This window comes from Streptomyces sp. NPDC053560, assembly GCF_044544605.1.
Lineage (GTDB): Bacteria > Actinomycetota > Actinomycetes > Streptomycetales > Streptomycetaceae > Streptomyces.
In genome coordinates, this window is sequence record NZ_JBITXI010000001.1 from 212846 (window position 1) to 237363 (window position 24518).

The window sequence follows — 24518 nt, forward strand, 5'->3', positions numbered from 1 at the left end:
AACCCATGTACCGCAGAGAGGCGGGAAGCACCCTGCGCCAGTCCCTGGAGACCGCGCCCGGTTACGTCTTCGACAACGACAGCGCCCACAGCCGGGAGCAGCACCGCTGCCTGGCCGCCGCGTACGACCCGGTGACCCTGGAGCGGCTGGCCGCGACGGGGGTCGGGGACGGCTGGCGGTGCCTGGAGATCGGTTCGGGCGGCGGCAGCGTGGCCCGCTGGCTGGCCGGCCGGGTCGCCCCGAGCGGCGAGGTCCTGGCCACCGACGTCAAGCCGCACCACATCCCCGAGACGCCGCGGCTGGTCGTGGCACAGCACGACGCGGTCACCGACCCGCTGCCGGAAGCGGCCTTCGACCTGGTGGTGGCCCGCCTCGTCCTCCAGCACCTCCCGGAGCGCCTGGCCGTGCTCGACAAGCTGGTACACGCGCTCAAGCCGGGCGGCGTGCTGCAGATCGACGAGTTCGACACCTCCTACGAACCGCCCCTGCTCGCCCCGGACGCCCGCGCGGCGGAGCTGTACTCCACGTTCCTGCGGGCCAAGGCTGCGGCGATGCGGGCCGGCGGCGGTGACCCGCACTGGGGGCGCCGGGTGCCGGCCGCGATGCGGGCCGCCGGGCTCGTCGACATCGATCCGCGGCCCTTCATCGAGCTCCGGCACGCCGATTCGGCGGGCCTCCGGCTCCAGTTGCACCACACCCACCACCTGCGCGACAAACTGGTCGCCGAGGGCATGACCGAGGGGGAGCTGGAAGAGGTCAGGGATCTGATGCGGGACCCGTCCTTCCGCGCGGCGTCCAGCATCCTGTACTCGACGCAAGGGCGCCGTCCCCTGCCCGGAGCCGGCTCATGACCGGACCGGCGCCGCACGCCGAGGCCGCGGTCGCGGAGCGCGTCGCGGCCCGCGCCCTGGACCTCGCGGACGCGCCCCGGGCCGGCCGTCCCCCGTACGACATCGACTGGGCGGGCCCGGTCGGCCTGCCGCTGTCGGAGGAACGCGCCGTGCAGGCGGCCTGCGGCATCATGCACGTCCACGGCCGCGCGGGCGGCCGCCCCGCGCCGCTCGCCGTCGACTACGCCTCGGCCGTGGCCGGTGTGCTGGCCGCGCAGGGCGCCCTGGCCGTCCTGATCGCGCGCTCCCGGGGGCTCGCGCTGGACGGGGTCCGCACCTCGGTCGCCCAGGCCGCGCTGCTCTCCGTCACGCAGTACCTCGCCGCCGCGACCGCCGACGACGGCCCGCCCGAGCCCTTCGCGCCGGGCGACTGCTCGTGGACCACGTCCGACGGGGTGCTCTTCGAGTTCGAGACCCTGGACCCGCACCGGTGGCAGGCGTTCTGGCAGCTGCTCGGCGCGCCGCCGGCCGACGTCGGCCGCGGCTGGCTCCCCTTCCAGCAGCGCTTCGCCACCGCCACCTGCCCCCTCCCCCTCGGCCTGCACGAGGCGGTGGCGCGCGTACCCTTCCGGACCGTACGGCACGCCGCGGGGCAGGTGGGCGTCAGCGTGCTGACCGTCCGGGAGGATCCGTTCCCCCCGATGGGCATCCGGCCGTGGACCCGGACGCCGTTCCCGGAGCGGGCGGCCGGCCGCCCCCGTCCGGCGAGGGAGCGGCCGCTCGACGGCCTGCGCGTCGTGGAGTCGACGCGGCGCGTACAGGGCCCGCTCGCCGGGCACATTCTGCGGCTGCTGGGCGCGCAGGTGATGCGCGTCGAACCGCCGGGCGGCGATCCGATGCGCGGCATCCCGCCGATGGCGGGCACCTGCTCGGCGCGGTTCAGCGCGCTCAACGCGGACAAGACCGTGGCGGAGATCGACATCACGACCGACGCCGGCCGGCGCGAGGTCCACGACCTGGTCGCCCGGGCCGACGTCTTCCTGCACAACTGGGCGCCGGGCAAGGCGGCCCAACTCCGGCTGGAAGCCGACGACCTGCGCCGCACCCGCCCCGGCCTGGTGTACGCCTGGGCCTCGGGCTGGGGCGACGCGCTCGGGCCCAGGCCGCCGGTCGGCACCGACTATCTGGTGCAGGCCCGCAGCGGCCTGGCGGCGGCGCTCCGCCCCGCTGAGGAGATGCCCGTCCCCTCCCTGATGACGCTCACCGACGTCCTCGGGGGACTGGTGTCGGCGCAGGGCGTGCTCGCGGCGCTGCTGACCCGCATCCGGACCGGTTACGGCGGGCACGTGGACTCCTCGCTGCTGTCCGCCGCCGCGGTGATCCCCCGCCGCCGGCGCCGGGTCGAATGGACGCCGCTGGACCACCCGTTGCGTACCGCGGACGGCTATCTCGCGCTGGGCCCCGACGCCCGCGCCCGGCCTGAGCTGGTCGCCCGGCTCACCGGGCCGGGCGCCTCGGCGGACCTCCCCACGACGCTGCTCCGCTTCCGGCTGCGGCCGACGGGCCACTGGTCGCCGCTGCTGCACGAGGCGGGCCTGACGGCGACACCGGTCTGCACCGACCTGCGGGACCTGCCGCGCGCCCCGGCCTTCCACCGGGCCCTCGCGAGCGCCGAGCACGTGTTCCCGCGCACCCCCTGGGAGTTCACATGACCACCGCGGAAGCCCCGGCGACGGTATGGACCTCGCGGGCCGGGATCGCCGTCCGCGACCTGGTGCCGGCGCGGTACCGCCGCGCGTGGGCCGCCGCCGGCCACTGCCCGGACCGGGATCTGTACGCCCTCTTCGCGGGGCACGCGCGCCGGCACCCCGGCCGGGAGGCGGTCATCGACTCGGCGGGCGTGCTGGACTACGCCGCGCTCGCCGCCCGCGTCCGGTGTACGGCAGCCGCGTTCACCGACGCAGGGCTGGGCGAACGGGACATCGTCGCGATCCGGCTGCCCAACGGGCGGGACGCGGTGGTGGCCGAGCTGGCGGTGGCCGCGATCGGCGCGGTGTCCCTGCCGTACCCGCCGGGCCGCGGCACCCGCGACACGGTGAGCCTGCTCGGCCGCGCCCGCGCCCGCGGCGCTGTCTTCTCCTCCCCCGCCGACCTCGCCCTGCGGTATCAACTGCCTCACCTGCGCGCGGTATTCACCACCGGAGACGTCGCCCCCGGTGTCCGGCCGCTCCCCTCCCCCGGCGCCGAGCAGCACAGCACACCACCCCCCGACTGGCGCCCGGCCTCCCCGGCCCCCGAGTCCCCCGCCCGCATCCTGGTCTCCTCCGGCTCAGAGGCCGAGCCGAAGATGGTCGCCTACTCGCACAACGCGATGGCGGGCGGCCGGGCCGCGTACGTGCGCGCCCTGCACACCGACGCGACGCCGCCCCGCCATCTCGTCCTCGTCCCGCTCGGCTCGTCGTTCGGCTCCTGCGGGACGCCCGTCACGGTCGCCGCGCTCGGCGGCACCCTCCTCGTACAGGACTCCTTCGACCCGGCCGGCGCCCTCCGCGTGATCACCGAACACCGGCCGACACACGTCCTCGGCGTACCGACCATGCTCCGCCGCCTCGCCGACCACCCGCCGCTTACCGACGAGGACCTCACCGGCCTGCGGGCGCTCGTCGCCAGCGGCGCCGCCCTCCCGCCGGCCACCGCGGACGCCTGCCGCCGGCGCTTCGGCCGCCCGGTCATCGCCGTGTACGGCTCCTCCGACGGCGTCAACTGCCACACCGCGGCGACCGGCCTCACACCGGAGACCGGCACCGGCCGTCCCGACCCGGCGGTCGCGGAAATCCGCATCGCGGCCGAGGACGGCACCGTCCTCGGCCCGGAACAGCCCGGCGAGATCCTCGCCAGGGGCCCGATGACCCCGCTGTGCTACGTCGCGAGCCCGGACCTCGACGCGCGCTACCGCACCGCGACGGGCTGGGTCCGTACCGGCGACCGAGGGCTGCTGGACGCGTGCGGGCGGCTGCACGTGCTCGGCCGGCTCCGGCAGCTCGTCGTGCGCGGCGGCTGGAACATCAGCCCCGCCGAGGTGGAGCGGGAGGTGGCGGCCCACCCCGCCGTCGCCGAGGTCGCGTGTGTCGCCGTACCCGATCCCGAGCTGGGCGAGCGGCTGTGCGCCTGCGTACGCGGGACGCCAGGCGCGCCCCCGCTCACGCTGGCGGCGCTCACCGCTTTCCTGGCGGACCGCGGCCTGGAACGCCGCAAGTTCCCCGAACTCCTGCTCAGCGTCGACGAGATGCCGCTGGGCCCGACCGGCAAGATCTCCCGCCGCACCCTGGCCTCCCACGCGGCCGAGCTGCCGCTCCCCGTACAGCGCCGCTGAGGGCGGCCCGTCACTCCCAGACGACGACGTTGCGGCGCACCGGGACGGAGCCGGTGTCCGTCGCAAAGAGTTCCGGGGAGCGGGCACGGACGCGTTCGACGTCGTCGAAGACGGCGCGGAGGTGGGTGCGCATGGCGGAGCGGACCAGTGCGGCGTCGCCCGCGAGCACCGCGTCGAAGATCTCGACGTGCTGGGCGGCGAACCCGTCCGGCGAGGCGGTCTCGTAGAGGCCGAGCCGGCGCGCCCGGTCCAGGTGGCCCTTGGCCGAGACGACGGTGGCCCAGGCGCTGCCGTGGCCGCTCAGCCGCAGCAGGGTGTGGTGGAAGGCCTCGTCCAGCTCGAAGAACTCCTCCAGGCCCAGGCCCGGCCGCCGCTGCTCCGCGAGATTGCGGCGCAGCTCCTCGACCAGCTCGGGGTCGAGCTCGGCCGGGAGATCGTCCAGGGCCGCCAGCTCCACGGCCTCCCGCAGGAACTGCGCGTCGGCCACCCGGGCCGGGTCGACGCGGGAGACGAAGGACCCGACCTGCGGAAAGATCTGCACCAGGCCCTCCTGGGCCAGCAGGATCAGGCTCTCCCTGACCGGGGTCCGGCTCACCCCGAGGGACGCCCCGAGCTCGTTCTCGGACAGCGCGGCGCCCGGCGGGAGCTCAAGGGTCAGCACCTTGCGGCGCAGCGTCTCGTAGACGGCGCGGCGACTGGTTCGCTGCCGGTTCGATCGGGCCATGCGCTCATCGTATCGGGGCGCGCCGCTCTCGCCGTCCCGCAGGTCGATCGATGTTTCCAAAGTATTGCGCACCTGTACGACCAATGCTTGTATACCAGTGCTGGTCGACCAGTCGCCCCGGGCGACGTGCACCGTACGCCCGGATCGGCGCAGGCCACCGGCCGCGCTGCGGATTCCGAAGGAGCAAGATTTCTGTGAGCAAGATCGAGCGTGCCGAGGTCTTCGTCGCCTCACCGGGGCGGACTTTCGTCACCCTGCGCATCACCACGTCGGACGGTGTGACCGGCCTGGGCGACGCCACGCTGAACGGCCGCGAGCTGGCCGTGGCGAGCTACCTTCAGGACCACCTGGTCCCCCTGCTGATCGGCAGGGACCCGGCCCGCATCGAGGACATCTGGCAGTACCTGTACCGGGGCGCGTACTGGCGCCGCGGCCCGGTCACCATGACCGCCATCGCCGCCGTCGACACCGCCCTGTGGGACATCAAGGGCAAGGTCGCGGGCCTGCCGGTCTACCAGCTGCTCGGCGGCCGCTCGCGCGACGGCGTCATGGTCTACGGGCACGCCAGCGGCGCGGACACCTCCGCCCTGCTCGACGACGTCGACCGCTTCCTCGGCCTCGGCTACAAGGCCGTACGCGCCCAGGCCGCCGTCCCCGACGTCGGCGGCACCTACGGAGTGCGCAAGGGCAAGGTCTACGAGCCGGCCGCGAGCGCGCTGCCCGAGGAGCAGCCCTGGGACACCGAGGCGTACCTGCGGTTCGCACCCACCTACCTGGAGGCGGTCCGCGAGCGCTTCGGCTTCGGCTTCCACCTGCTGCACGACGTCCACCACCGGCTCACCCCGATCGAGGCGGCCCGCTTCGGCAAGCAGGTCGAGGACTGCCGGCTGTTCTGGATGGAGGACCCGACGCCGGTCGAGAACCAGGAGTCGTTCCGGCTGATCCGGCAGCACACCACGACGCCGCTCGCCGTGGGCGAGGTGCTGAACTCGATCTGGGACGTCCAGCACCTGATCACGGAGCAGCTGATCGACTACGTCCGCACCAGCGTCGTGCACGCGGGCGGCATCACGCACCTGCGCCGCATCTTCGACCTGGCCGCGCTGTACCAGGTCAGGACCGGCTCGCACGGCGCGACCGACCTCTCGCCCGTCACCCTCGCGGCGGCCGTCCACCTCGACACCGCGACCCCCAACTTCGGCATCCAGGAGTACATGGAGCACGCCGACGAGACCGGCGAGGTCTTCCGCAGCGGGGTGACGTTCGCCGACGGCATGCTGCACGTGTCCGAGGAGCCCGGCCTCGGCGTCGAGTACGACGAGAAGGCCGCCGAGCGCTTCCCGTACCAGGCCCGCTACCTGCCCGTCGCGCGCCGCCTCGACGGCTCCGTGCACGACTGGTGACCGCCATGACCTCCCCCGTACTGAACCTGGCCGCCCTGCCCCGCGTCCCGGAGCACCTGCGGCCGCCCGTCGACCCGCGCGAACTCCGGCCCCGCATCGTCCACTTCGGGCTCGGCGCCTTCCACCGGGCGCACCAGGCCCGCTACACCGAGAACGCCGCGCACCGCTCCGGAGAGCCCTGGGGCACCGTCGCCGTCGCCCCGCGTTCGGCCGGTACCGCGGCGGAACTGCGGGCTCAGGACTGCCTCTACTCGCTGACCGAGCTGCGCCCTTCGGACACCAACACCCGGGTGTCCGGGGCGATCGTCGAGGCACTGGGCATGCGGCCCGGCGCCGAACGGCTCGACGCGCTGCTCGCCGCGCCCGACGTCTCCGTGCTGACCCTGACCATCACCGAGAAGGGGTACCACCGGCGCGCGGACACCGGCGCGCTGGACACCGCGGCACCCGCGGTCGCCGCCGACCTCGCGGCGGCGGACACCGCGGCGCTCACCACCGTAGTCGGCCGGATCGCCGCAGGGCTCGCCGCGCGGATGCGCGCCGGCGGAGCCCCCGTCACCGTCGTTTCCTGCGACAACATGGCGGCCAACGGCGCCGCGCTCGGCCGGGTGGTACGCGACTTCGTCACGGCGGCACCGTGGCCGGACCGGCAGGCCGTACTGGACTGGATGGCCGCCTCCGTCGCGTTCCCCTCGACGATCGTGGACCGCATCGTGCCCGCGACCACCGAAGCGGACCGGCAGGCGGCGCGGGCCGCGCTCGGGGTGCACGACGCGCTGCCGGTCGTCGGCGAGCCGTACCGGCAGTGGGTCCTGGAGGACTCCTTCGCCGGCCCGCGGCCCCCGTGGCAGCTGGACGGCGCCCTGTTCGTACCCGATGTCGTGCCGTACCAGCTCACCAAGTTGCGGCTGCTCAACGGCTGCCACTCGGCGCTGGCCTACCTGGGCGCGGCGGCAGGCGCTGCGACCGTCGCCGACGCCATGGCGACCGGCTGGGGCGAACGGCTCGTCCGGTCCCTGTGCGCCGAGATCGCCCCGACGCTGCCCGCCGGCGGCCCCGACCCGGCCGCGTACGCCGAGGACCTGGTCCAGCGGTTCGGCAACCCCGGCATCCGGCACCTGCTGCGCCAGATCGGCTCCGACGGGTCCCTGAAGATCCCGGAACGGTGGCTCGCCGCCCTGCGGACGCTGCGGGCCGCCTCCGCCGCCACCCCGTTGCTCGAACTCGCCCTCGCCGCCTGGGCCAACGCCACCCGTCCCGCCGACGACGGCGGCCAGCTGTTCGGCACGACCGACCCCGCCGCCCCGGCCCTCGGCCGCTGCTGGCAGGAGGGCGCGGACCCCGAGGACACGGTCCGCCGGCTGCTCCACACGCTCGGCGCCGGGGACCTGGCCGCCGACCCCGGTCTGGTCACCGCCGTCACCGCCCGGCTCCCGGCCCTGCGCGCCGGCCGCGTGGAGATCTGACCCGAAACCAGGACAGGCCCACCCCCCGAAAGCCCCGTACCGCCCGCTCCCGCACGGCCAGAGAACAACGGAGTTCCTCATGACGGACACGACGCAGACGGAGCCGAACAGCCCCGCGCGGAGAACGACCCGCGACCTCACCAGGGCAGCCGTATCCGGCTGGCTCGGTACCGCCATGGAGTTCATGGACTTCCAGCTGTACTCGCTGGCGGCCGCCATCGTCTTCAACAAGATCTTCTTCCCCGACGTCAGCCCCGCCATCGGCCTGATCGCCGCCATGGCCACCTACGGCGTCGGCTACGTCGCACGGCTCGCCGGCGCCCTGTACTTCGGCCGGATGGGCGACCGCATCGGCCGCAAGAAGGTCCTCTTCCTCACCATCCTGCTGATGGGCGCCTCGACCACGCTGATCGGCGTGCTGCCCACGTACGGCATGATCGGCATCTTCGCGCCGATCCTCCTGGTGGCACTGCGCCTCATCCAGGGCTTCGGCGCCGGCGCCGAGATCGCCGGGGCGACCGTGATGCTCGCCGAGTACGCCCCCGCCAAGCGCCGCGGGCTGATCTCCTCCCTGGTCTCCCTCGGGACCAACTCCGGCACCCTGGCCGCCTCCGGCCTGTGGGCGGTGCTGCTCGCCGTGCTGAGCGAGGAGCAACTGGTCTCCTGGGGCTGGCGGCTGCCGTTCCTGCTGAGCTTCGCTCTCATGCTCTTCGCCGTCTGGCTGCGCCGGAACCTCAAGGAGAGCCCGGTCTTCGAGGAGCGGGCCGACGTCGTGGACGGCGTGGCGATGTCCCGCGCCGAGGTCGCCACCGCCGTCGCCCACGACACCGTCGAGGAGCAGCAGCAGAGCGTCCTCGAAGCGGGTATCCGCCAGCGCAAGGGCAAGGCGTTCTTCCTCTCCCTGGGACTGCGCTTCGGCCAGGCCGGCAACTCGGGCCTCGTCCAGACCTTCCTCGTCGGCTACATCGCCACCACGCTGGGCGCCGACCGGTCCGTGCCGACCGACGCCATCGTCTGGGGCTCGCTGCTGGGCTTCGCCACCGTGCCGCTGATCGGCCTGCTCGGCGACCGGTTCGGCCGCCGCCCGCTCTACATCGCGCTCACGGTGCTCACCATCGTGCTGGCGTTCCCGGTGCTGCTGCTGATCGCCTCCGGCAGCACGGCCGGCGTCATGGCCGGCATGATCATCGGGCTCAACGTCGGTGTCCTGGGCCTCTTCTCGCTGGAGAGCGTGACCATGGCCGAACTGTTCGGCGCCCGGACCCGCTTCACCCAGCTCGCGCTGGCCAAGGAGATCGGCGGCATCCTCGCCACCGCCATCGGCCCCGTCGTCGCGGCCACCCTCACCGCCGTCACCGGCAGCTGGTGGCCCGTCGCGGCGATGCTGATCGTCTACTCGCTCATCACCCTCGTCTCGATCGTCCTCGCCCCCGAAACGCGCGGGCGCGACCTGGTGCGTCTGGAGGACGCCGTATGAAGTCTGTTGTCGTGCACGGTCCCGGTGACCTCCGGATCGACGACCGTCCGGACCCCGTACCGGGCCCCGGCGAGGTGCTGCTCGCCATGGAGTGGGGCGGCATCTGCGGCTCCGACATCGGCTACTGGAAGCACGGCGGAACCGGTACGGCCGTCCTCAAGGACCCGCTGGTGCTCGGCCACGAGGTCGCCGGCCGGATCGCCGCCCTCGGCGCCGGCGTCACCGGCCTGGCGGCGGGCCTGGCGGTCACCGTCCACCCGGCCACCCCGGTCGGCGGCGAGCCGCTGCCCGAGCGGCTCGCCGGCCGGACCAACCTCCACCCCCGCATCCGCTACTTCGGGTCGGCCGCCTTCCATCCGCACACCGACGGCGGATTCAGCGAGTACCGGGTGGTCCGCGCGGCCCAGATCCGGCCGCTGCCGGAGAACGTGTCCACCGAACACGGCGCGCTCGCCGAGCCGTTGGCCGTCGCCCTGCACGCCGTGCACCGGGCCGGGGACGTCCGCGGGAAGACCGTACTGGTCAACGGGGCCGGGCCGATCGGCTCCCTGGTGGTGGCCGCGGCGAAGCACCGCGGTGCCGGCACGGTGATCGCCGCGGACCTCTCCGCCTCCTCCCTCGCGGTGGCGCGGGCGATGGGCGCCGACGAGACGGTCGACCTCGGGCAGGGCGCCGCACTCCCCGACGACGTGGAGCTGGTCTTCGAGGCGTCCGGCGCCCCGGCCGCGCTGGGCCCCGTCCTCCGGGCGACCGCTCGCGGCGGCACGCTCGTCCAGGTCGGCAACCTCCCCGGCGCGGCGGCGCCCGCGGCCCTCGGCGACCTCGTCACGCGCGAGATCACCTGGGTCGGCTCGTACCGCTTCGCCGAGGAGATCGACGACGCGCTCGAAGCCATGCGGCAGGGCCTCGACGTGTCGCCCGTCATCAGCCACCGCTTCGGGCTGGCGGAGGCGGGCCGGGCGCTGGCCGTCGCCGCCGACCGTTCGAGCGGCAGCAGCAAGGTCATGCTCCGTCTGGACCTGCGGACTCCGGGTCGGTGAACGCCCGGGAGTCCGGGGAGGCCCGCGGGCCGGGCAGCCGGGGTGCCACGTTCACGTAGTCGTGGGCGGCCGTGGAGAGCAGCAGCACGGTCAGCGTCGTGATGCCGTAGACGGATCTGCGGAGCAGCCGCTCCAAGGTGCGCATGGCCTCCTGGTGCCGCCCGTCGGCCGGGGCCGTGCCATCGTCCGGCTCCTCGTCGCTCTGTACCTCGGCGTTCAGCGGCATGTCGTGGCTGCTCGCCTCGTACAGGCGTGACATGCCGGAGAGCCGGGCTCTGAGCCGGGCTCTGAGCCGGGCTCTGAGCCGGCTAGGACGCGGACGGCGTCCAGTCCCCCAGCCAGTCGACGATCTCGTACGCGGTCGCCTGTTGGTCCGTCAGCTGGGGGCGGTCCGCACCGGCGGGTCCCGCGCCCGGCCCGGTGTTGGCGTATTCGGCGAAGCGGTCGTCCTTCCAGGAGAAGCCGCCCATGTCCGTCCAGGGGGCGGTCTTCACCGCGGCGCTCAGACGGGTGTTACGGACGACGGCCTGGGGGTCGAGGGTGGCGTCGCCGCCCGCGTGCCAGGGCCGTCCGAGGTAGTGGCTGCGGTCGCCGACGCCGCCCTCGACGACCGAGTCGTTGATGAGGAAGCCCTTGTTCCCGGCGGCCGTGGACGGCGCGGTGACATACCCGGCCGACGTCCCGTCCCAGCGCTTCTTCAAGGTGAGGACGGACCGGTCGAGCACGGCGGTGGCCCGGCCGAAGACGAAGTCGACGTTGCCGACGACGGTGGACCGGTCGACGTACACCCGCCCGCGCTTGTCCTTCGAAGCGGTGTCGAGGAGCAGGGTGTCCTGGTCGCCCTTGACGACGATCTGCCGGAGCAGCACCTTGTCGGCCGCGGTACGCAACGCGACCGCCTGGTGGCCCTCCTGGCCCTGATGGGCGGCCTCGTCGAAGTCGTTGCTGACGGTGAGGTTGCGCAGCTGGAAGTCGTCGGCCTCCACGGCGAGCGTGGCGCTGCCGGAGGTGCCGTACGTACCGCCGCCCGGCTTGGCCGTCCCCGCCGACCGCCCCTCGACGATCTGCGCGTCCGCCGCGGTCGCTCCGGTGCCCTGGATCGTGACGTGCGGCTTGTTCGCCGGCACCTGCACCGCCTCCCGGTACGTTCCCGGCTTGACGGCGATGACGGTCCGCGAGGTGTTGCCGGACGGCACGGCGTCCACGGCGGCCTGCACGGTGCGGTACTGCCCGCTGCCGTCCGCGGCGACGGTGAGGGTGGTGGCCGCGGAGGCCGCCTTGGCGCCCAGCGTGGCGCGCGGCCCGGAACCGGACTTCACGAGACCGGGCACATCGGCGGCAGGGTCGAGCGTGTACGGGTAGTACGTCCTCGGGTCGAAGGCCGCTCCCCCGCTCTCGTTGCGCCCCTCGGTGCCCTTGAAGACGTTGCCGCGCTGCACGAGCGGGGCGGAGGCGACCTTGATCTCCTTGCCCTTGGGATCCATCGTGATCGCGCCGTCGACGACGATGACGTACGGCTCGGCGGCGGTGGCGTATTTCTCCAGGTCGGCGAGCGACCGTACGGTGACGGTCTTCCCGTCCCGCCCGCCGTAGGTGCCGTTCTGGCCGAGCGCGTTCACGGAGGCGAAGCCGTCCGCCGCCTCTCCGGCCCGGGCGGGTGCCGCCGCGGCGGTCCGCCCGGCGCCGCCGGTGCCCTCCACCGCTTCCGCGCCCGTCGCACCGAAAGCGCCGAAGGCACCGCCGCAGGCGAGGCCCGTGGCGACGAGCACGCCCAGCGGTACGCCCGCTCCCAGGCCCCACCCGGCACCGGTTCCGCGCCGCCCGTGCCGTCCCTTGCGCGCACGAAGTGTTCTGTCGCGTTGTGTGGTCATTCCCCGGCCTCTCCCGAAGTCGCTTGTCGGCTCTCTTCGGGCGGTGGTCGCCGGTGAGGCGGGAAAGGTTGCCGGGTGGGCGGGCCGGTGCCGGTTCCGGTATTAGAACGGCATCCGGCCGCGGGCGCGCCGACCCGCCGACCCACTGCGGCCCACGGCCTTGGAACTGCTGCTGAAGGGCTTGCTGAGGGCCCGGCCCAGGAGGCCGGGGGCCTTGCCGCCGGCCCGCGACCCGGCGTGCAGCGTGCGCTGGGTGCCACGCTGCGGGTGCCGGGACAGCCGGGGCACCAGGAAGGCCAGGACTGCCAGAACGACGCATACGGCGACTATGCCGAGAATCATCATGGAGGCTCCTTGGTCGAGGCGTATGTCCCGTGTGCCCCGCAAGGCCCGGCCCATGCGGCGCGGTCACTGCCGTACGGCACCGGCAAGCCATCCGCAGCCGGCCCACGGGGACCGCGACGCGGCGAGTCAGCGCGCGAACTTCTCGATGGCCGCCGGCGTGACGGGGGTGAAGAAGTTGACGAGATTGCCGTCCGGGTCGCGGAACAGCAGTGCCCGGTTGCCCCAGGGCATGGTGGTGGGCTCGTTGACGAAGTCGGTGACGAAGCCCGTCAGGTTCCGGTGCACACGGTCCACGTCGTCGACGAGAAACTCGATGATCACGCTGTGGTTGGCCGCCGGGCGGGCGGAGTCCGGCGCGAACAGGTCGACGGTGCGGGAGCCGGCGATCGCGAGGGTGGCGTACTGAGTCCCGATTTCGGCGAACTCCTCGGTGGCCCAGGTCGCCGCCACCCCCGTGGCGCGCTCGTAGAAGTCGACGAGGCGTGCGACGTCGCCGGTGATGATGCGGATCGAGACGAAGTTCATGGGTTCTCCTCGGCAGTGCTGAAGTCGTGCGCTCCGCAGGCTAGGAGAGATAGGGGACAGAATCGGTCCAGTATGCGCCGTACGCTGGGCACATGCCCCGACCCACCGGCCGCGTACTGACACTCCTGGAGCTGCTGCAGTCGGGCGGCACCCGCACCATGGCCGAGCTCGCCGACCGGCTCGGCGTCGACGGGCGCACCGTGCGGCGGTACGTGGACCACCTGCTCGACCTCGACGTGCCCGTGGAGTCGGTGCGCGGCCGCTACGGCGGGTACCGGCTCGCCCCCGGCTACCGCCTGCCGCCGCTCATGCTCGGCGACGACGAGGCGCTGGCCGTACTGCTCGGCCTGGAAGCCGGCCGGCGAACGGGGCTGACGACCGCGGAGCACACGGCGAGCGAGACGGCCGCGGCCAAGATCCGGCGCGTGCTGCCCCGGCACATCGCCCACCGGCTCGACGCGCTGCTGGAGTCCATCGCCTTCACGGACCGGCCCGGCGAGTTCGACACCCCGGACGCCGAGGTCCTGCTGACCCTCGCCGACGCGGTGCGCCACTGCCGGCCGGTCGCGATCCGGTACACCGACCGTACGGACCGCCGCAGCGAGCGGACGCTGCACGCGTACGGGATCGTCGCCCACGCGGGCCGGTGGTACGTCACGGGCAGGGACGCCGGGGTCGGCGAGGACCGGACCTTCCGCCTCGATCGCATCGCGGACGCGCGGCCCCTGCCCGGATCGTTCGAGGTGCCGGAGGGGCCGGGCCCGGCCCAGCGCGTGCTGTCAGGGTTCGCCACGGCCGAGTACCGGCACGAGGTGACCCTGCGGATCCAGGGGACAGCCGAACAGATCCGCACCCGTCTTCCCGCCGGTGTCGCGACCCTGGAGGAGCTGGAGCCCGCGACGGGCGAGGAACTGGAGGCCGCGGCGGGCGAGAGCGGGACGCCCGGGTCCTGGCTGCGCGTCGAGATTCGGGCGGAGCGGCTCGACTGGGTGCCGCCCGTACTCGCCGCGCTCGACCTGCCCTTCGTCATCGAGCGCCCCGCCGAACTCCGCGACCGCGTCCTCGCCCTCGCCGACCGCCTCGCACACCGCGCCCGCCAAGGCTGAGCGGGGGACGCGTTGGTGTCTTGCCGAGAGACGCATGGGCGCCTCACATGTGGGAAGCGCGCCACAGAGTGTGTTCGCGTGAGACGGCGTCCTCGGCGTTGGCCACGAAGGTCGCCCATTCCGCCTCGGTTTCCGGGCGTTGGGCGCGGAAGGCGATCGTCGCCAATTCGTGCCGGGCGACGGCGTACGCGACGGCGAGGGTCTTGTGCTGCTTGGTCTGCACCCACGCGGTGCCGCCCGCGGCGAGCGCCGCGCACACACCGAGCAGGTCCACGTCGATGACGCCCGTCACCTTCGCGACGCCCGCGCAGACCCCGAGCAGTTCGAGGACCGTGAGAGCGAGCGCCCACACCGTGCTCCGGCGCTCGTTCCACCGCGACTTGGTGCCGTACCACTCACGCTGGCCCTCGATGCGTTCGTGCAGGTAGATCGCCCGGCGTTCCTCCAGGGGCAGCCGGCGCACCCGCATCATCCCGTTGGTGACCTGCTCCGGGGTGCCCCCGTCGGGGACGAGCCAGGCGGCCTCGACATCGGCCTCGATCTCGGCGAACCGGGTCAGCAGCAACTCGGCGGCGGCTTCGTCCTCGGTCTCCTCGGTGCCCATCGGGCTGCCGCCGACCATATAGCGCCAGGTGAGTGTCTTGGCGGACTCGGCGACCGCGCGCCCCTCGTACCAGATGCGGTCCGGACGTTCCTTGAGCAGATACACCTCGGTGACCACGGCCGCGCAGAACGCCACCACCGATCCGGCCGCTGCGACGTCCGCGCCGTTGACCTGCCAGCTGAACACCCCTAGCGCGGCCGCCGCGATCAGCGCCCCCAGCTGGCACTTGGTCGCCAGCAGATAACGCCGTTGTCCTCGCATGGAGTTGACGTCGGCGGCCCTGAAGAGTGCCGGAAAGTCCTCGTATGCAGGCATGGTCCCCCGTTCGATGTCCCGTCCTACTTACCCGGCTTCCGCTCGAAGCTCTTGCCGTTCCAGGTGAAGGTGCGCTCGACCCGCAACGAAGGGCAGCAGAAAGGGTCGTCAGGAGTGTAGGCGGCGAGGTTGAGCGTCACGGACTTCCCGGAGAAAGAGACGCCGCCTACCCTCGGTCCAGGGCCGTTCGCCTTCTCCCCGGCGCTGAGAAGCACCCCGATACGCCGCGGGGCCTCCGGCGGCGACGAACCGTCGTACACCTCCAACTGCTGCGGGTAGGTGGAGGCCTGGTGGCGGCAGGTGAACCAGACGAAGGCGTCGGGCACTCCCGTACCGCGTACGTCGGCGAACCGGGTGTCCAGGATCTCGACCCCTTCGTTGCCCGCGCCGGTGCAGTCGATGTCGTCGATCACGGTGGCCCAGTCCGTGTCCGCCAGTGGCGTCGCTCCGGGCGAGCCGGGCTCATCCGACGAGGGCTTCCCGCCGGTGGCCTCCGTGGTGCGGGAGTGGTCCTTGCCCTTCGCGTCGCCGCCCTCCTCGGAGCCACCGCAGCCGGCGACGAGCAGGGTCGCGAGCAGCGACAGGAGAACGGACAGGCACAACAGAAGTGGACGGCCCAGGGGCCGCCGGACACTGGGCCTGACACTGGGAACGGAGCGCGTCATCGTCTGCTCTCCTCGGTCGAGTGCGGCTGGAGCGGTAGGACCGGTTGGTCGCGGATGCGCGAGGGGTCGGCGCAGATCTGTGCGGCGACGCCGGTGGCGCCGGTCAGTTCGGGGGTGTTCCGTGTGCGGTGCAATGCCTTGCCGACCAGGCGGCACAGGTGCCGTTCGGTGCTGCCCCGCCACAGCCGCACCGCCCCGTCCGCACCGCCGCTGACCAGCCGGGTACCGTCCGGGGACCAGCTCAGGGCCGTGACGCGCCCGTCGTGCGCCTTCTCCCTGAGCTGTGGCGGGGCGTCCCGGCGCGGCTCCCACCAGCGGATCGTCCCCGCACCGTCGCCCGCGGCCAGCCGCGTGGAGTCCGGGGACCAGGCCAGCGCCTCGACGGAGCTGTCACCGGAGGTCAGAACGTCCGGCAGTGGTTTACCGGTCTCGCCGTCCCACAACCGGATAGTGCCGTCCACGCCACCGACGGCGATCAGCTTGCCGTCCGGCGACCAGGCCATGCTGCGCCCCAGATGCGGGGACTCCTTCGGCGCGGCACCCCAGGGCTGCCCGCTCGCCGCGTCCCAGAGGTGCAGCGAGCCATCGGGCAGCACGGCGGCCACGTGCCGGCTGTCCGGGGACCAGGCCACGGAGCGCGCCCCCCGCCCGGTTTCCTCCGCCCCTCGGGTGGCGTCCCGCGGCTGACGGCGCACGGGCTTTCCGGTGGTGGCGTGCCAGATCCGGACCGTACCGTCGCGCGTCCCGGAGGCGACACGCGTCCCGTCCGGGGACCAGGCAGCGGCGGTGGCACCGCCGCTGCCCCACCAGTGCGCGCCGGTGTCCGCACCGCCGGGCAGCGTACGTGGCAGCAGACCGTCGTGCCCCACTCTCAGCAGACGACGCCCCTTCGGGTCCCACGCGACGGCCGTGACGTCGTCGCCCGCCCGGCGCCGCCGCTGCGGGCTGTCGAGGACAGGTTTTCCCGTACGGGGATCCCAGACCCACACGGTGCCGTCGCCACTGCCGCCGGCGATGTGACGGCCGTCCGGCGACCAGGCCACGGAGCTGATGGCCTCGGTGGGGCCGGACAAGCGGGCCTCGGGGGGTGGCGGGGGTGCGACCTCCCACACGCGCATGACGGACCTCGCCGGCCCGTTCTGACCGTCCGACGCGTCGCTGACGAACGTGCCCGCGAGGAAACGGCCGTCGGGAGACCAGGCGAGTCCGCCGGTGAGCGAGCGGCTGCTGTCGCGGCCGAGTGCCGGGCCGACCGGTTCGCCGGTGTCCGGATCCCACAGCCGGAGGGTGCCGGCGAAGTCGGCCGCGGCCACCCGAGTGCCATCGGGTGACCAGCTGATCTCACTGACCCCGTCGCCGAGCCGGTCGGACGAAGCGGCCGTGACCTTCCCCGTACGCCCGTCATGCCAAGTGATGCGCCCGTCCCTGCTCCCGACGGAGATACGACGGCCGTCCGGCGACCAGGCCGGCCTCATGTACTCGCGCCCCGCCCGCGCGGTCCACAGCAGCCTGCCCCGTCGTACGTCCCAGACCTTGAGGGACTCATAGGCGAGGGAGCACAGGAACCTGCCGTCGGGCGACCAGGAAAGGCTGTAGATCCTCTCCGATGACCGCGACCGGGGCAGCGGATCCTTCACGAGCGGTCGGCCGGTCCCGACACTCCACAGGCTGACGCCGTCCCGGCCCGAGGCCACGGCGAGCGTGTCCCCCTTCCGGGAGAACTCCATGGCGGTGACGATGGTGTAGTCGTCCGGCAGCGCGTACGGCCCTGCGGTGATCTTGCCGGAGGCGCTGTCGCGCACGGCGTAAGACGGCGGGCCGTACGTGGATTCCCTGCGGGCCAGCAGCATCGACCGGCCGTCCCCGCTCCACCGGACCGAGCTGAGCCGCAGCCGATCGAATGTGAGCTCGGCCGGCTTCCGGTACGGGACGGCGGCCCTGCCCTCCCGCACGTTCCAGCGGGCCACTCCCCCGACCGTGTCGGCCACCCAGATCCGCGAACCGTCCGGGGACCATCGCACCGAAGCGTCGAAGAAGCCCTGCGCCGGAACCTCACCGACCAGCCGCGCCTGCCACGAGTCGAGGCCGCGTACCGCCGCCGCGAACGCGGCACGGGCCTCGGGGAGGGGCGGGGTGACGCGCTGTTCCGCGGCGATGGCGTAGGCAAGCGCCGCGTACGGGTCGGTGGCGTTGCGGGACTGCGCGGCGTACTGGCGGACCTCGGCCAGCGCCGTCTGCTCCCGGGCCGTGTTCCGCTGCTGCACAGCGGTGACGGCGGCGAGAGCGGCGATGACGGCGAGGGCCGCCAGGACGGCGGTCGTCAGCAGCACGTGGCGCCGCGACCTGCGGTGCTGGCGGATGTCCTCGCCGATCAGCTTGTCCTTGGCGATGCCGTGCAGGGGGGCCGCCAGCGTGGCCACCGCGGTGCGGAACTCCGGGTCGCGCAGCGACAGTTCCGGCCTGGTGCGGGCCCACCCCAGGAGCACCGCGTTGGGCTCCTCCCGGAAGCGGCCCGACAGGCATCTCGGCAGTGCGGTCGTGCGCCGCCAGTCAAAGTCGCCGAGGGCCGCGTCCCAGGCCATCCCGGGTGGCTGACGGCTGCCGTCGGGGGGCGGGTCGGTGAGGACGATCACGAGGTTGTCGACGCCCCGGTGGGTGCACCAGTACTCGACCTCCTGCTCGACCCAGGGCGCCCGGGCGGACTGCTCGCAGGCCAGGAGAACGAAGAAGCGGGACGCGTCCATCGCTTCCCGGAGGGAACTCCACAGCTGGGAGCTCGCGGCCAGGCTGCCCTCGTCGCGGAAGACCCGCAGGGCACGCAGCCGATACCACGGTTTGGCGAAGGCGTGCAGGCCGTGCTGGAGGCCGCGGGCCACGTCACCGTCGGCGGCCCTGCTGTAGGAGATGAACGCGTCGTACGCGTACCCGTCCTCGGGCTCCCGCGGCTCCTGGGGCACGGCAGGGGGCCCGCCGCCGGATAATCGGCGTGGGGCCAGGAAACGAGGGACCCTCACCACGGTGCCAGACTCCCGGAAGCCGCTGTACGCGTCCAACCACTTCGATGCTGACGACACAGATTGGCAGAGGGGGACGGAAGGGGGAAGAGGGCCGTGCGGGGTTCCGGCAGCGCACCGTCCGGCTCCGCCCCTGCCCATGCAGGAGCGGAGCCGGACGGTATGCCTCGTACAAGCCGGGCCGCCGGACGGCCCGAGAGGGGTCAGCCGCCGATGCCCTTCGGGTTGAGGTGGGCGATCCGGCCGCTCTCGGTACCGTCCGAGGGGTCGATGACGCAGTCGATGAGGGCCGGCGTGCGCGCCGCCAGGGCCTCGCGCAGCGCGGCGGCGACCTCGGCGGGCGTCGTCGCCCGGTACCCCTTGCCGCCGAAGGCCTCGATCATCACGTCGTGGCGGGCCTGGAGGGCGGTCGGGGCCGGGTCGTCGGTCGGTGAGGCGCCGTCGCCCCGGTAGACACCGCTGTTGTTGAAGACGAGGGTGACGATGGGGAGGCGGTAGCGGCAGATGGTCTCCACTTCCATGCCGCTGAATCCGAAGGCGCTGTCGCCCTCCAGCGCGACGACCGGTTCGCCGGTCTCGACGGCGGCCGCGATGGCGTAGCCCATGCCGATGCCCATGACGCCCCAGGTACCGCTGTCCAGCCGGCGGCGCGGGGACGACATGCCGATGGCGCTGCGGGCGAGGTCGAGTGTGTTGGCCCCTTCGTTGACGAGGTAGGTGCGCGGGTTCTCCGCCAGCACGTCGCGGATCGCCTGCAGGGCGCCCATGAACTTCATGGGGCTCGCGGTCCTGGCGGCTTCGAGGCGCTTGGCCATCTTGGCGACGTTCTGTTCCGTGCGGGCGGCGAGTTCCTCCCGCCACTGGCCCGGTACCGCGATCCGGCCGGGCTTGCTCCGCTCGGTGAGCGCCTCCATGACCGAGCCCACGTCACCGACGAGGGGCGCCGCGATGGGCTGGTTGCTGTCCATCTCGGCGGCGGCGATGTCGACCTGGACGAACTTGGCGTCCGGACTCCACTGCGGCGCCTCGCCGTGTCCGAGGAGCCAGTTGAGCCGCGCGCCGACGAGCATCACCACGTCGGCGCGGCGCAGGGCGAGGGACCGGGCGGTGGCCGCCGACTGCGGGTGGTCGTCGGGCAGCAGGCCCTTGGCCATCGACATCGGCAGGTAGGGCACTCCGGTGGCCTCGATGAACTCGCGGATCTGCGCGTCCGCCTGTGCGTAGGCGGCCCCCTTGCCCAGGACGACCAGCGGCCGTTCGGCGTTGGCGAGGAGGTCGATCGCGCGGTCGACGGCTTCGGGTTCGGGCAGCTGGCGCGGCGCGGGATCGACGGGGGCCCACAGCGAGGCCGCGCCCTTCCCGGCGTCGATGACCTCGCCCAGGACGGCGGCGGGGATGTCGAGGTAGACGCCGCCGGGACGGCCGGAGACCGCGGTGCGGATGGCGCGGGCGATGCCGCGGCCGATGTCCTCGGCGCGGTGGACGCGGTACGCCGCCTTGGCGAAGGGCCTGGCCGCCGCCAGCTGGTCCATCTCCTCGTAGTCGCCCCGCTGGAGGTCGACCAGGTGCCGTTCGCTGGACCCGGAGATCTGGACCATCGGGAAGCAGTTCGTGGTGGCGTTGGCGAGCGCCACGAGGCCGTTGAGGAACCCCGGAGCGGACACCGTCAGGCAGATGCCGGGCTTCTTCGTCAGGAATCCGGCCGCGGCCGCGGCGTGCCCGGCATCGCTCTCGTGCCGGAAGCCGATGTAGCGGAGCCCTTCGCGCTGGGCGAGGCGCGCCAGGTCGGTGATCGGGATGCCGACCACACCGTAGAGGTTCTGCACCCCGTTGAGTTTGAGCGCGTCGACGACCAGATGGATTCCGTCGGTGAGGGTGGCCGGGGCGTCGTCGGCACCCCCGTTCGCCGTTTCCGGGATGGCTGCGTCGGTCATGGTCAGGATCCTCCCTGGACGGTTGCGCTCTGAGTCGTACGTCAGTACGTCATGGAACTCGCGGGCACTCGGGCATGCGGTTGTCTCCGGCCGCACCCGGGCGGGTGTGCGTGCGGCACGGGGGCGCACTGCACGCACACCCGTCGGTCGTTCGCCGGCCCTGCCCGTCGGGCGGCTCGCGGCCGTCAGACCGCTTCGCGGCTGATGGGCTGCGGGTTGGGGGTGATGCCCCGGGCTCTGGGCCGGCCCGGCTGGCTCAGCGTGAGGGCGACCAGCGCCGAGGCCATGGAGATCACACCCGCGAGGGCGTAGGCGCCGTAATAGCCCCAGGATTCGACCACTATCGCGCCCATGCCGCCGCCGAAGAGACCGCTGACCAGCTTGCCGCTGTAGACGATGCCGTAGTTGGTGGCGTTGTAGTTCTCACCGAAGTAGTCCGGCGTGAGGGCCGCGAACATCGGGAAGAACGCGCCGCCGCCGAATCCGGAGAGGAAGGCGAAGGCCAGGAACAGCCACTCGTTGTGCGTCTTGCCGGCCCAGATGACACCGAACTGGGCCAGGCCCAGGATCACGATGATGTACACCAGGGTCTGCTTGCGGCCCAGCATGTCGGACAGCCAGCCGGTGATCGCCCGGCCGACGCCGTTGACGACGGACATGACGCCCATGGAGGACGCCGCCACCAGCGGCCCGAAGCCGACGTCCTTGGCGAAGGCGACCTGGAAGGAGATGCCGAAGATCGACACACCGCCGCACATCACCAGGCTGAACCACATCAGCGGGAGCCGACCGGTCTTCATGGCTTCCTTGGGCGTGTACTGCCGCACCGCCGGCGGGTTCTTCTGGAGGCTGCGGGTGTTCTTCGGCGCGCTGGCGTACGTCAGCGGGTCGACATGGCTCGGCCACCAGTTCTTCGGCGGATCCTTGAAGAAATAGGCGCAGACGGCCACGATCACCAGCACGTACACGCCGATGAGGTCCAGCACCTCGTTGTAGTTGCTGGTGTCGAAGGCGTAGTTGAAGATGAAGATGAAGGGCAGCGCGCCATAGGCGAAGCCGCCGTTCACGAATCCCGTCTTCGCTCCGCGCCGTTCCGGGAACCACTTGCCCACCATGTTGATGCACGTGGCGTACACCAGGCCGGAACCGATGCCGCCCACCACACCGAAGCCGAGGATGGCGAGCCACACGTTGTCCATGTGCGACAGGCTCGCGAAGCTGATGAGGTTCAGCACCGCGCCGATGTACATGGCACTCCTGGCGGTGAGGATGCCCCGCTCCCGCAGCCAGCCGGCCGGGAAGGCGATGCCCGCCTGGGAGAAGACCCAGATGCTGAGGATCCAGAAGGTGTCCGTCTGGCTCCAGCCGTGGGCGTGCCCGAGTGTGTCCTCCGCCGATCCATAGGCGTACTCCGACACGCTGATGGCCATCATCGCGATCCACGGAAGGTAGACCATCAGCTTGCGCGAGTGACCGAGGATGTCCCGGTCCGTCTCGCCCAGTCGGTATACGCGTCCTCTGCTGTCCGTGACTTCCCGGTACGCCGTCGTTGGCCCACCGGGGACTTGCTGCCGTTCTGAGGTCATGTTGTCCCCTTGGCATTGAGAAGAACCCGAACTGCGCCTCCTGTCTCACCCCTTCCTTCCTCCACGCGGCCGTGGTGGCGGCCGCTGCGTCCGCGTACGGACCCGGCGTCCTAGAGCAGTCCTGCCGCGCGTGCCCAGCGGTACTTCGCGCCCAGCGCCGCCACCGGCTTCTCCGTGGTGTAGGGGTAGGCGACGACACCGTGCTCGAAGAGGTACTGGCAGGCCTCCTCGACCTCGACGTCGCCCGCGAGCGACGCCACCACCGGCTTCTCGATCCCCTTCTCCCGCGCCTCGGCCACGACTTTCGCCGTCAGCTCGGCGAAGACCATCGGCGGGGTGACGATCGTGTGCCAGTAGCCCAGTACGAGCGCGTGGATACGGGGGTCGTCCAGGCCGAGCCGGATGGTCGCTTCGTAGGTGGCGGGCGGCTCGCCCCCGGTGATGTCGATCGGGTTGCCGGCGGCGCCGAAGGGCGGGATGAAGCCGCGGAACGCCTCGTCGAGGTCCGGCGGGATCTCCATCAGCGACAGCCCGTTGTCGACGATGGCGTCCGAGAGCAGCACGCCGGAGCCGCCGGCCCCCGTGATGATGACGACGTTGTCGCCCTTCGGTGCGGGCATGACGGGGAGTGCCCGGGCGTACTCCAGCATCTCGTTCAGTCCGGGCGCGCGGATCACGCCCGCCTGGCGCAGCACGTCGTCGTAGACGGCGTCGTCGCCGGCGAGTGCGCCCGTGTGCGAACCGGCCGCCTTGGCTCCCGCGCTGGTCCGCCCGGCCTTGAGCACCACGACCGGTTTCTTCGGCACGGTGGCGCGGGCCGCCTCGACGAACGCGCGGCCGTCCTTGAGGTCCTCCAGGTGCATGGCGATGCACTGGGTGTGGGGGTCCTCGCCGAAGTAGGTCAGCAGGTCGTCCTCGTCCACGTCGGACTTGTTGCCGAGGCCGACGATGGCCGAGACGCCGGTCTTCGTGGTGCGCGCGAAGCCCAGGATGGCCATGCCGATGCCGCCGGACTGCGAGGTGAGGGCGACGCCGCCCTTCACGTCGTACGGGGTGCAGAAGGTGGCGCACAGGTCCTGCCACGGCGAGTAATAGCCATAGATGTTCGGGCCCAGCAGGCGTACCCCGTGCTCCTCGGCGATGTCCACGATCCGCTGCTGCAGCGCGTGCTCGCCGGTCTCCGCGAAGCCGGAGGGGATGAGCACGGCGTTGGGGATGCCCTTGCGGCCCACCTCCTCAAGAGCCGCGGGCACGAACTTCGCCGGGATGGCGAAGACCGCCACGTCGACGTCGCCCGGCACGTCGGTCACGGACTTGTACGCCTTGCGGCCCAGGATGTCGTCGGCCTTGGGGTTCACCGGGTGGATCTCGCCGGGGAAGCCGCCGTCGATGAGGTTGCGCATCACCGAGTTGCCGATCTTTCCCTGCTCGTTCGAGGCACCGATGACGGTGACCGACCGCGGCTCCATCAGCCGCCGCATCGCCCCGAGGATCTCCTCGCGGGTGTAGCGGCGCCGCTCGGCGGGCTGCTCGTCGGTGAGCAGGATGCGTACGTCGGCGGCGATCACCCCGTCCTCCGTCGCGAAGACCGGGTTGAGGTCCACCTCGGCGATCTCGGGGAAGTCGGCGGCCAGTTGGGAGACCTTGACGATGAGTCCGGCGAGCGCCTCCCGGTCGACGGCCTTGCCGCCGCGCACGCCGTTCAGTACGTCCGCCGCCTTGATCGAGTCGAGCATCGACAGCGCGTCGTCGTGGCCGGCCGGGGCGAGGCGGAAGGTGATGTCCTTGACCACCTCGACCAGCACACCGCCGAGCCCGAAGGCGACGACCTTGCCGAAGGTGGGGTCGGTGACGGCACCGACCAGCACCTCCTGACCGGCCGGCACCATCTGCTGCACCTGCACGCCGGTGATGCGGGCCGCCGGGTCGTACGCCTTCGCGTTGGTGACGATCTCGGTGAACGCGGCGCGCACCTCCTCCACCGAGGCCACGCCGATGCGTACCCCGCCCGCGTCCGTCTTGTGCAGGATCTGCGGGGAGACGATCTTCATGGCGACCGGGAAGCCGATGCGGTCCGCCAGGGCCACCGCCTCGTCGGCGGTCGTCGCCAGCTCCTCGGCAGGTGTCGGGATGGCGTAGGCGTCGGTGATCCGCTTGCCTTCGGGGGCCGTCAGGGCCGTACGCCCCTCAGCCCGGGCCGCGTCCAGTACCTCGCGCACGGCCTTCGTGTCGAACGTCAT

Annotated in this window: 19 protein-coding genes; 8 read left to right on the forward strand and 11 right to left on the reverse strand. The window is 72.6% G+C overall.

All coding sequences use genetic code 11. From position 1 onward, the window contains the following. Window positions 1–5 precede the first annotated feature (5 nt). From ACIGQF_RS01005 to ACIGQF_RS01015, 3 genes are read left to right on the forward strand one after another with little or no spacing between them, the layout of a single operon-like run. Window positions 6–851 carry a methyltransferase gene (locus ACIGQF_RS01005; protein WP_399703720.1) on the forward strand — a complete coding sequence of 282 codons (846 nt, stop codon included), beginning with the start codon at window positions 6–8 and terminating at the stop codon, window positions 849–851. After that, window positions 848–2542 (forward strand): CoA transferase, encoded by a 1695-nt coding sequence (locus tag ACIGQF_RS01010; RefSeq protein ID WP_399703722.1) that lies wholly within the window; start codon window positions 848–850, stop codon window positions 2540–2542. Before ACIGQF_RS01005 ends, ACIGQF_RS01010 begins: the two co-directional genes overlap by 4 nt. Beyond that, complete coding sequence (locus ACIGQF_RS01015) at window positions 2539–4203, forward strand: class I adenylate-forming enzyme family protein (protein ID WP_399703725.1); 1665 nt, start codon at window positions 2539–2541, stop codon at window positions 4201–4203. The genes ACIGQF_RS01010 and ACIGQF_RS01015 overlap by 4 nt, the downstream gene beginning before the upstream one ends. Before the next feature lie 10 nt (window positions 4204–4213). Here the strand turns inward: ACIGQF_RS01015 and ACIGQF_RS01020 are convergent, their stop codons facing one another. Further along, on the reverse strand, window positions 4214–4927 hold the full coding sequence (locus ACIGQF_RS01020; protein WP_399703728.1) for a GntR family transcriptional regulator: 714 nt from the start codon (window positions 4925–4927) through the stop codon (window positions 4214–4216). 194 nt (window positions 4928–5121) lie between these two features. Between ACIGQF_RS01020 and manD the strand changes: the two genes are divergently transcribed. The 4 genes from manD (at window position 5122) to ACIGQF_RS01040 (ending at window position 10313) form a co-directional block, all read left to right on the forward strand. Then, the gene (manD, locus tag ACIGQF_RS01025) at window positions 5122–6330 is read left to right on the forward strand and encodes a D-mannonate dehydratase ManD (protein ID WP_399703730.1); all 1209 of its coding nucleotides are present in this window, start codon (window positions 5122–5124) and stop codon (window positions 6328–6330) included. Window positions 6331–6335: 5 nt separating this feature from the next. Further along, window positions 6336–7796: a mannitol dehydrogenase family protein gene (locus ACIGQF_RS01030; RefSeq protein WP_399703733.1), complete on the forward strand. Its 1461-nt coding sequence runs from the start codon at window positions 6336–6338 to the stop codon at window positions 7794–7796. Window positions 7797–7875: 79 nt separating this feature from the next. Beyond that, window positions 7876–9273, forward strand: a complete 1398-nt coding sequence (locus ACIGQF_RS01035) for an MFS transporter (protein WP_399703736.1) — start codon at window positions 7876–7878, stop codon at window positions 9271–9273. Continuing rightward, window positions 9270–10313, forward strand: a complete 1044-nt coding sequence (locus ACIGQF_RS01040; RefSeq protein WP_399703738.1) for an L-idonate 5-dehydrogenase — start codon at window positions 9270–9272, stop codon at window positions 10311–10313. The genes ACIGQF_RS01035 and ACIGQF_RS01040 overlap by 4 nt, the downstream gene beginning before the upstream one ends. Here ACIGQF_RS01040 and ACIGQF_RS01045 read toward each other — a convergent pair. From ACIGQF_RS01045 to ACIGQF_RS01060, 4 genes are all read right to left on the reverse strand, one after another. Then, on the reverse strand, window positions 10276–10572 hold the full coding sequence (locus tag ACIGQF_RS01045) for a hypothetical protein (protein WP_399703740.1): 297 nt from the start codon (window positions 10570–10572) through the stop codon (window positions 10276–10278). The genes ACIGQF_RS01040 and ACIGQF_RS01045 overlap by 38 nt on opposite strands. 49 nt (window positions 10573–10621) lie before the next feature. Then, complete coding sequence (locus tag ACIGQF_RS01050; protein ID WP_399703743.1) at window positions 10622–12184, reverse strand: pectinesterase family protein; 1563 nt, start codon at window positions 12182–12184, stop codon at window positions 10622–10624. 102 nt (window positions 12185–12286) lie between these two features. Next, window positions 12287–12529: a DUF6411 family protein gene (locus ACIGQF_RS01055; protein WP_399703746.1), complete on the reverse strand. Its 243-nt coding sequence runs from the start codon at window positions 12527–12529 to the stop codon at window positions 12287–12289. 126 nt (window positions 12530–12655) lie between these two features. Beyond that, entirely contained in the window at window positions 12656–13054 is a 399-nt protein-coding gene (locus ACIGQF_RS01060; protein WP_399703749.1) for a VOC family protein, read from the reverse strand. Window positions 13055–13146: 92 nt separating this feature from the next. Here ACIGQF_RS01060 and ACIGQF_RS01065 point away from each other — a divergent pair, with 92 nt between their 5' ends. Continuing rightward, window positions 13147–14160: a helix-turn-helix transcriptional regulator gene (locus tag ACIGQF_RS01065; protein ID WP_399703751.1), complete on the forward strand. Its 1014-nt coding sequence runs from the start codon at window positions 13147–13149 to the stop codon at window positions 14158–14160. Window positions 14161–14203: 43 nt separating this feature from the next. Here ACIGQF_RS01065 and ACIGQF_RS01070 read toward each other — a convergent pair whose 3' ends face one another. The 6 genes from ACIGQF_RS01070 to ACIGQF_RS01095 form a co-directional block, all read right to left on the reverse strand. Then, on the reverse strand, window positions 14204–15079 hold the full coding sequence (locus ACIGQF_RS01070; RefSeq protein WP_399703754.1) for a DUF4231 domain-containing protein: 876 nt from the start codon (window positions 15077–15079) through the stop codon (window positions 14204–14206). 23 nt (window positions 15080–15102) lie between these two features. Next, window positions 15103–15744 carry a hypothetical protein gene (locus tag ACIGQF_RS01075; RefSeq protein WP_399703756.1) on the reverse strand — a complete coding sequence of 214 codons (642 nt, stop codon included), beginning with the start codon at window positions 15742–15744 and terminating at the stop codon, window positions 15103–15105. After that, a complete protein-coding gene (locus tag ACIGQF_RS01080; RefSeq protein WP_399703759.1) occupies window positions 15741–18701 on the reverse strand; it encodes a TIR domain-containing protein in 2961 nt (986 codons plus the stop codon). The genes ACIGQF_RS01075 and ACIGQF_RS01080 overlap by 4 nt, the downstream gene beginning before the upstream one ends. Before the next feature lie 260 nt (window positions 18702–18961). Then, a complete protein-coding gene (gene oxc / locus ACIGQF_RS01085) occupies window positions 18962–20692 on the reverse strand; it encodes an oxalyl-CoA decarboxylase (protein ID WP_399703762.1) in 1731 nt (576 codons plus the stop codon). A 185-nt stretch (window positions 20693–20877) separates the two neighbouring features. Further along, on the reverse strand, window positions 20878–22278 hold the full coding sequence (locus tag ACIGQF_RS01090) for an OFA family MFS transporter (protein ID WP_399703765.1): 1401 nt from the start codon (window positions 22276–22278) through the stop codon (window positions 20878–20880). Window positions 22279–22388: 110 nt separating this feature from the next. Next, a complete protein-coding gene (locus ACIGQF_RS01095; protein ID WP_399703767.1) occupies window positions 22389–24518 on the reverse strand; it encodes an acetate--CoA ligase family protein in 2130 nt (709 codons plus the stop codon).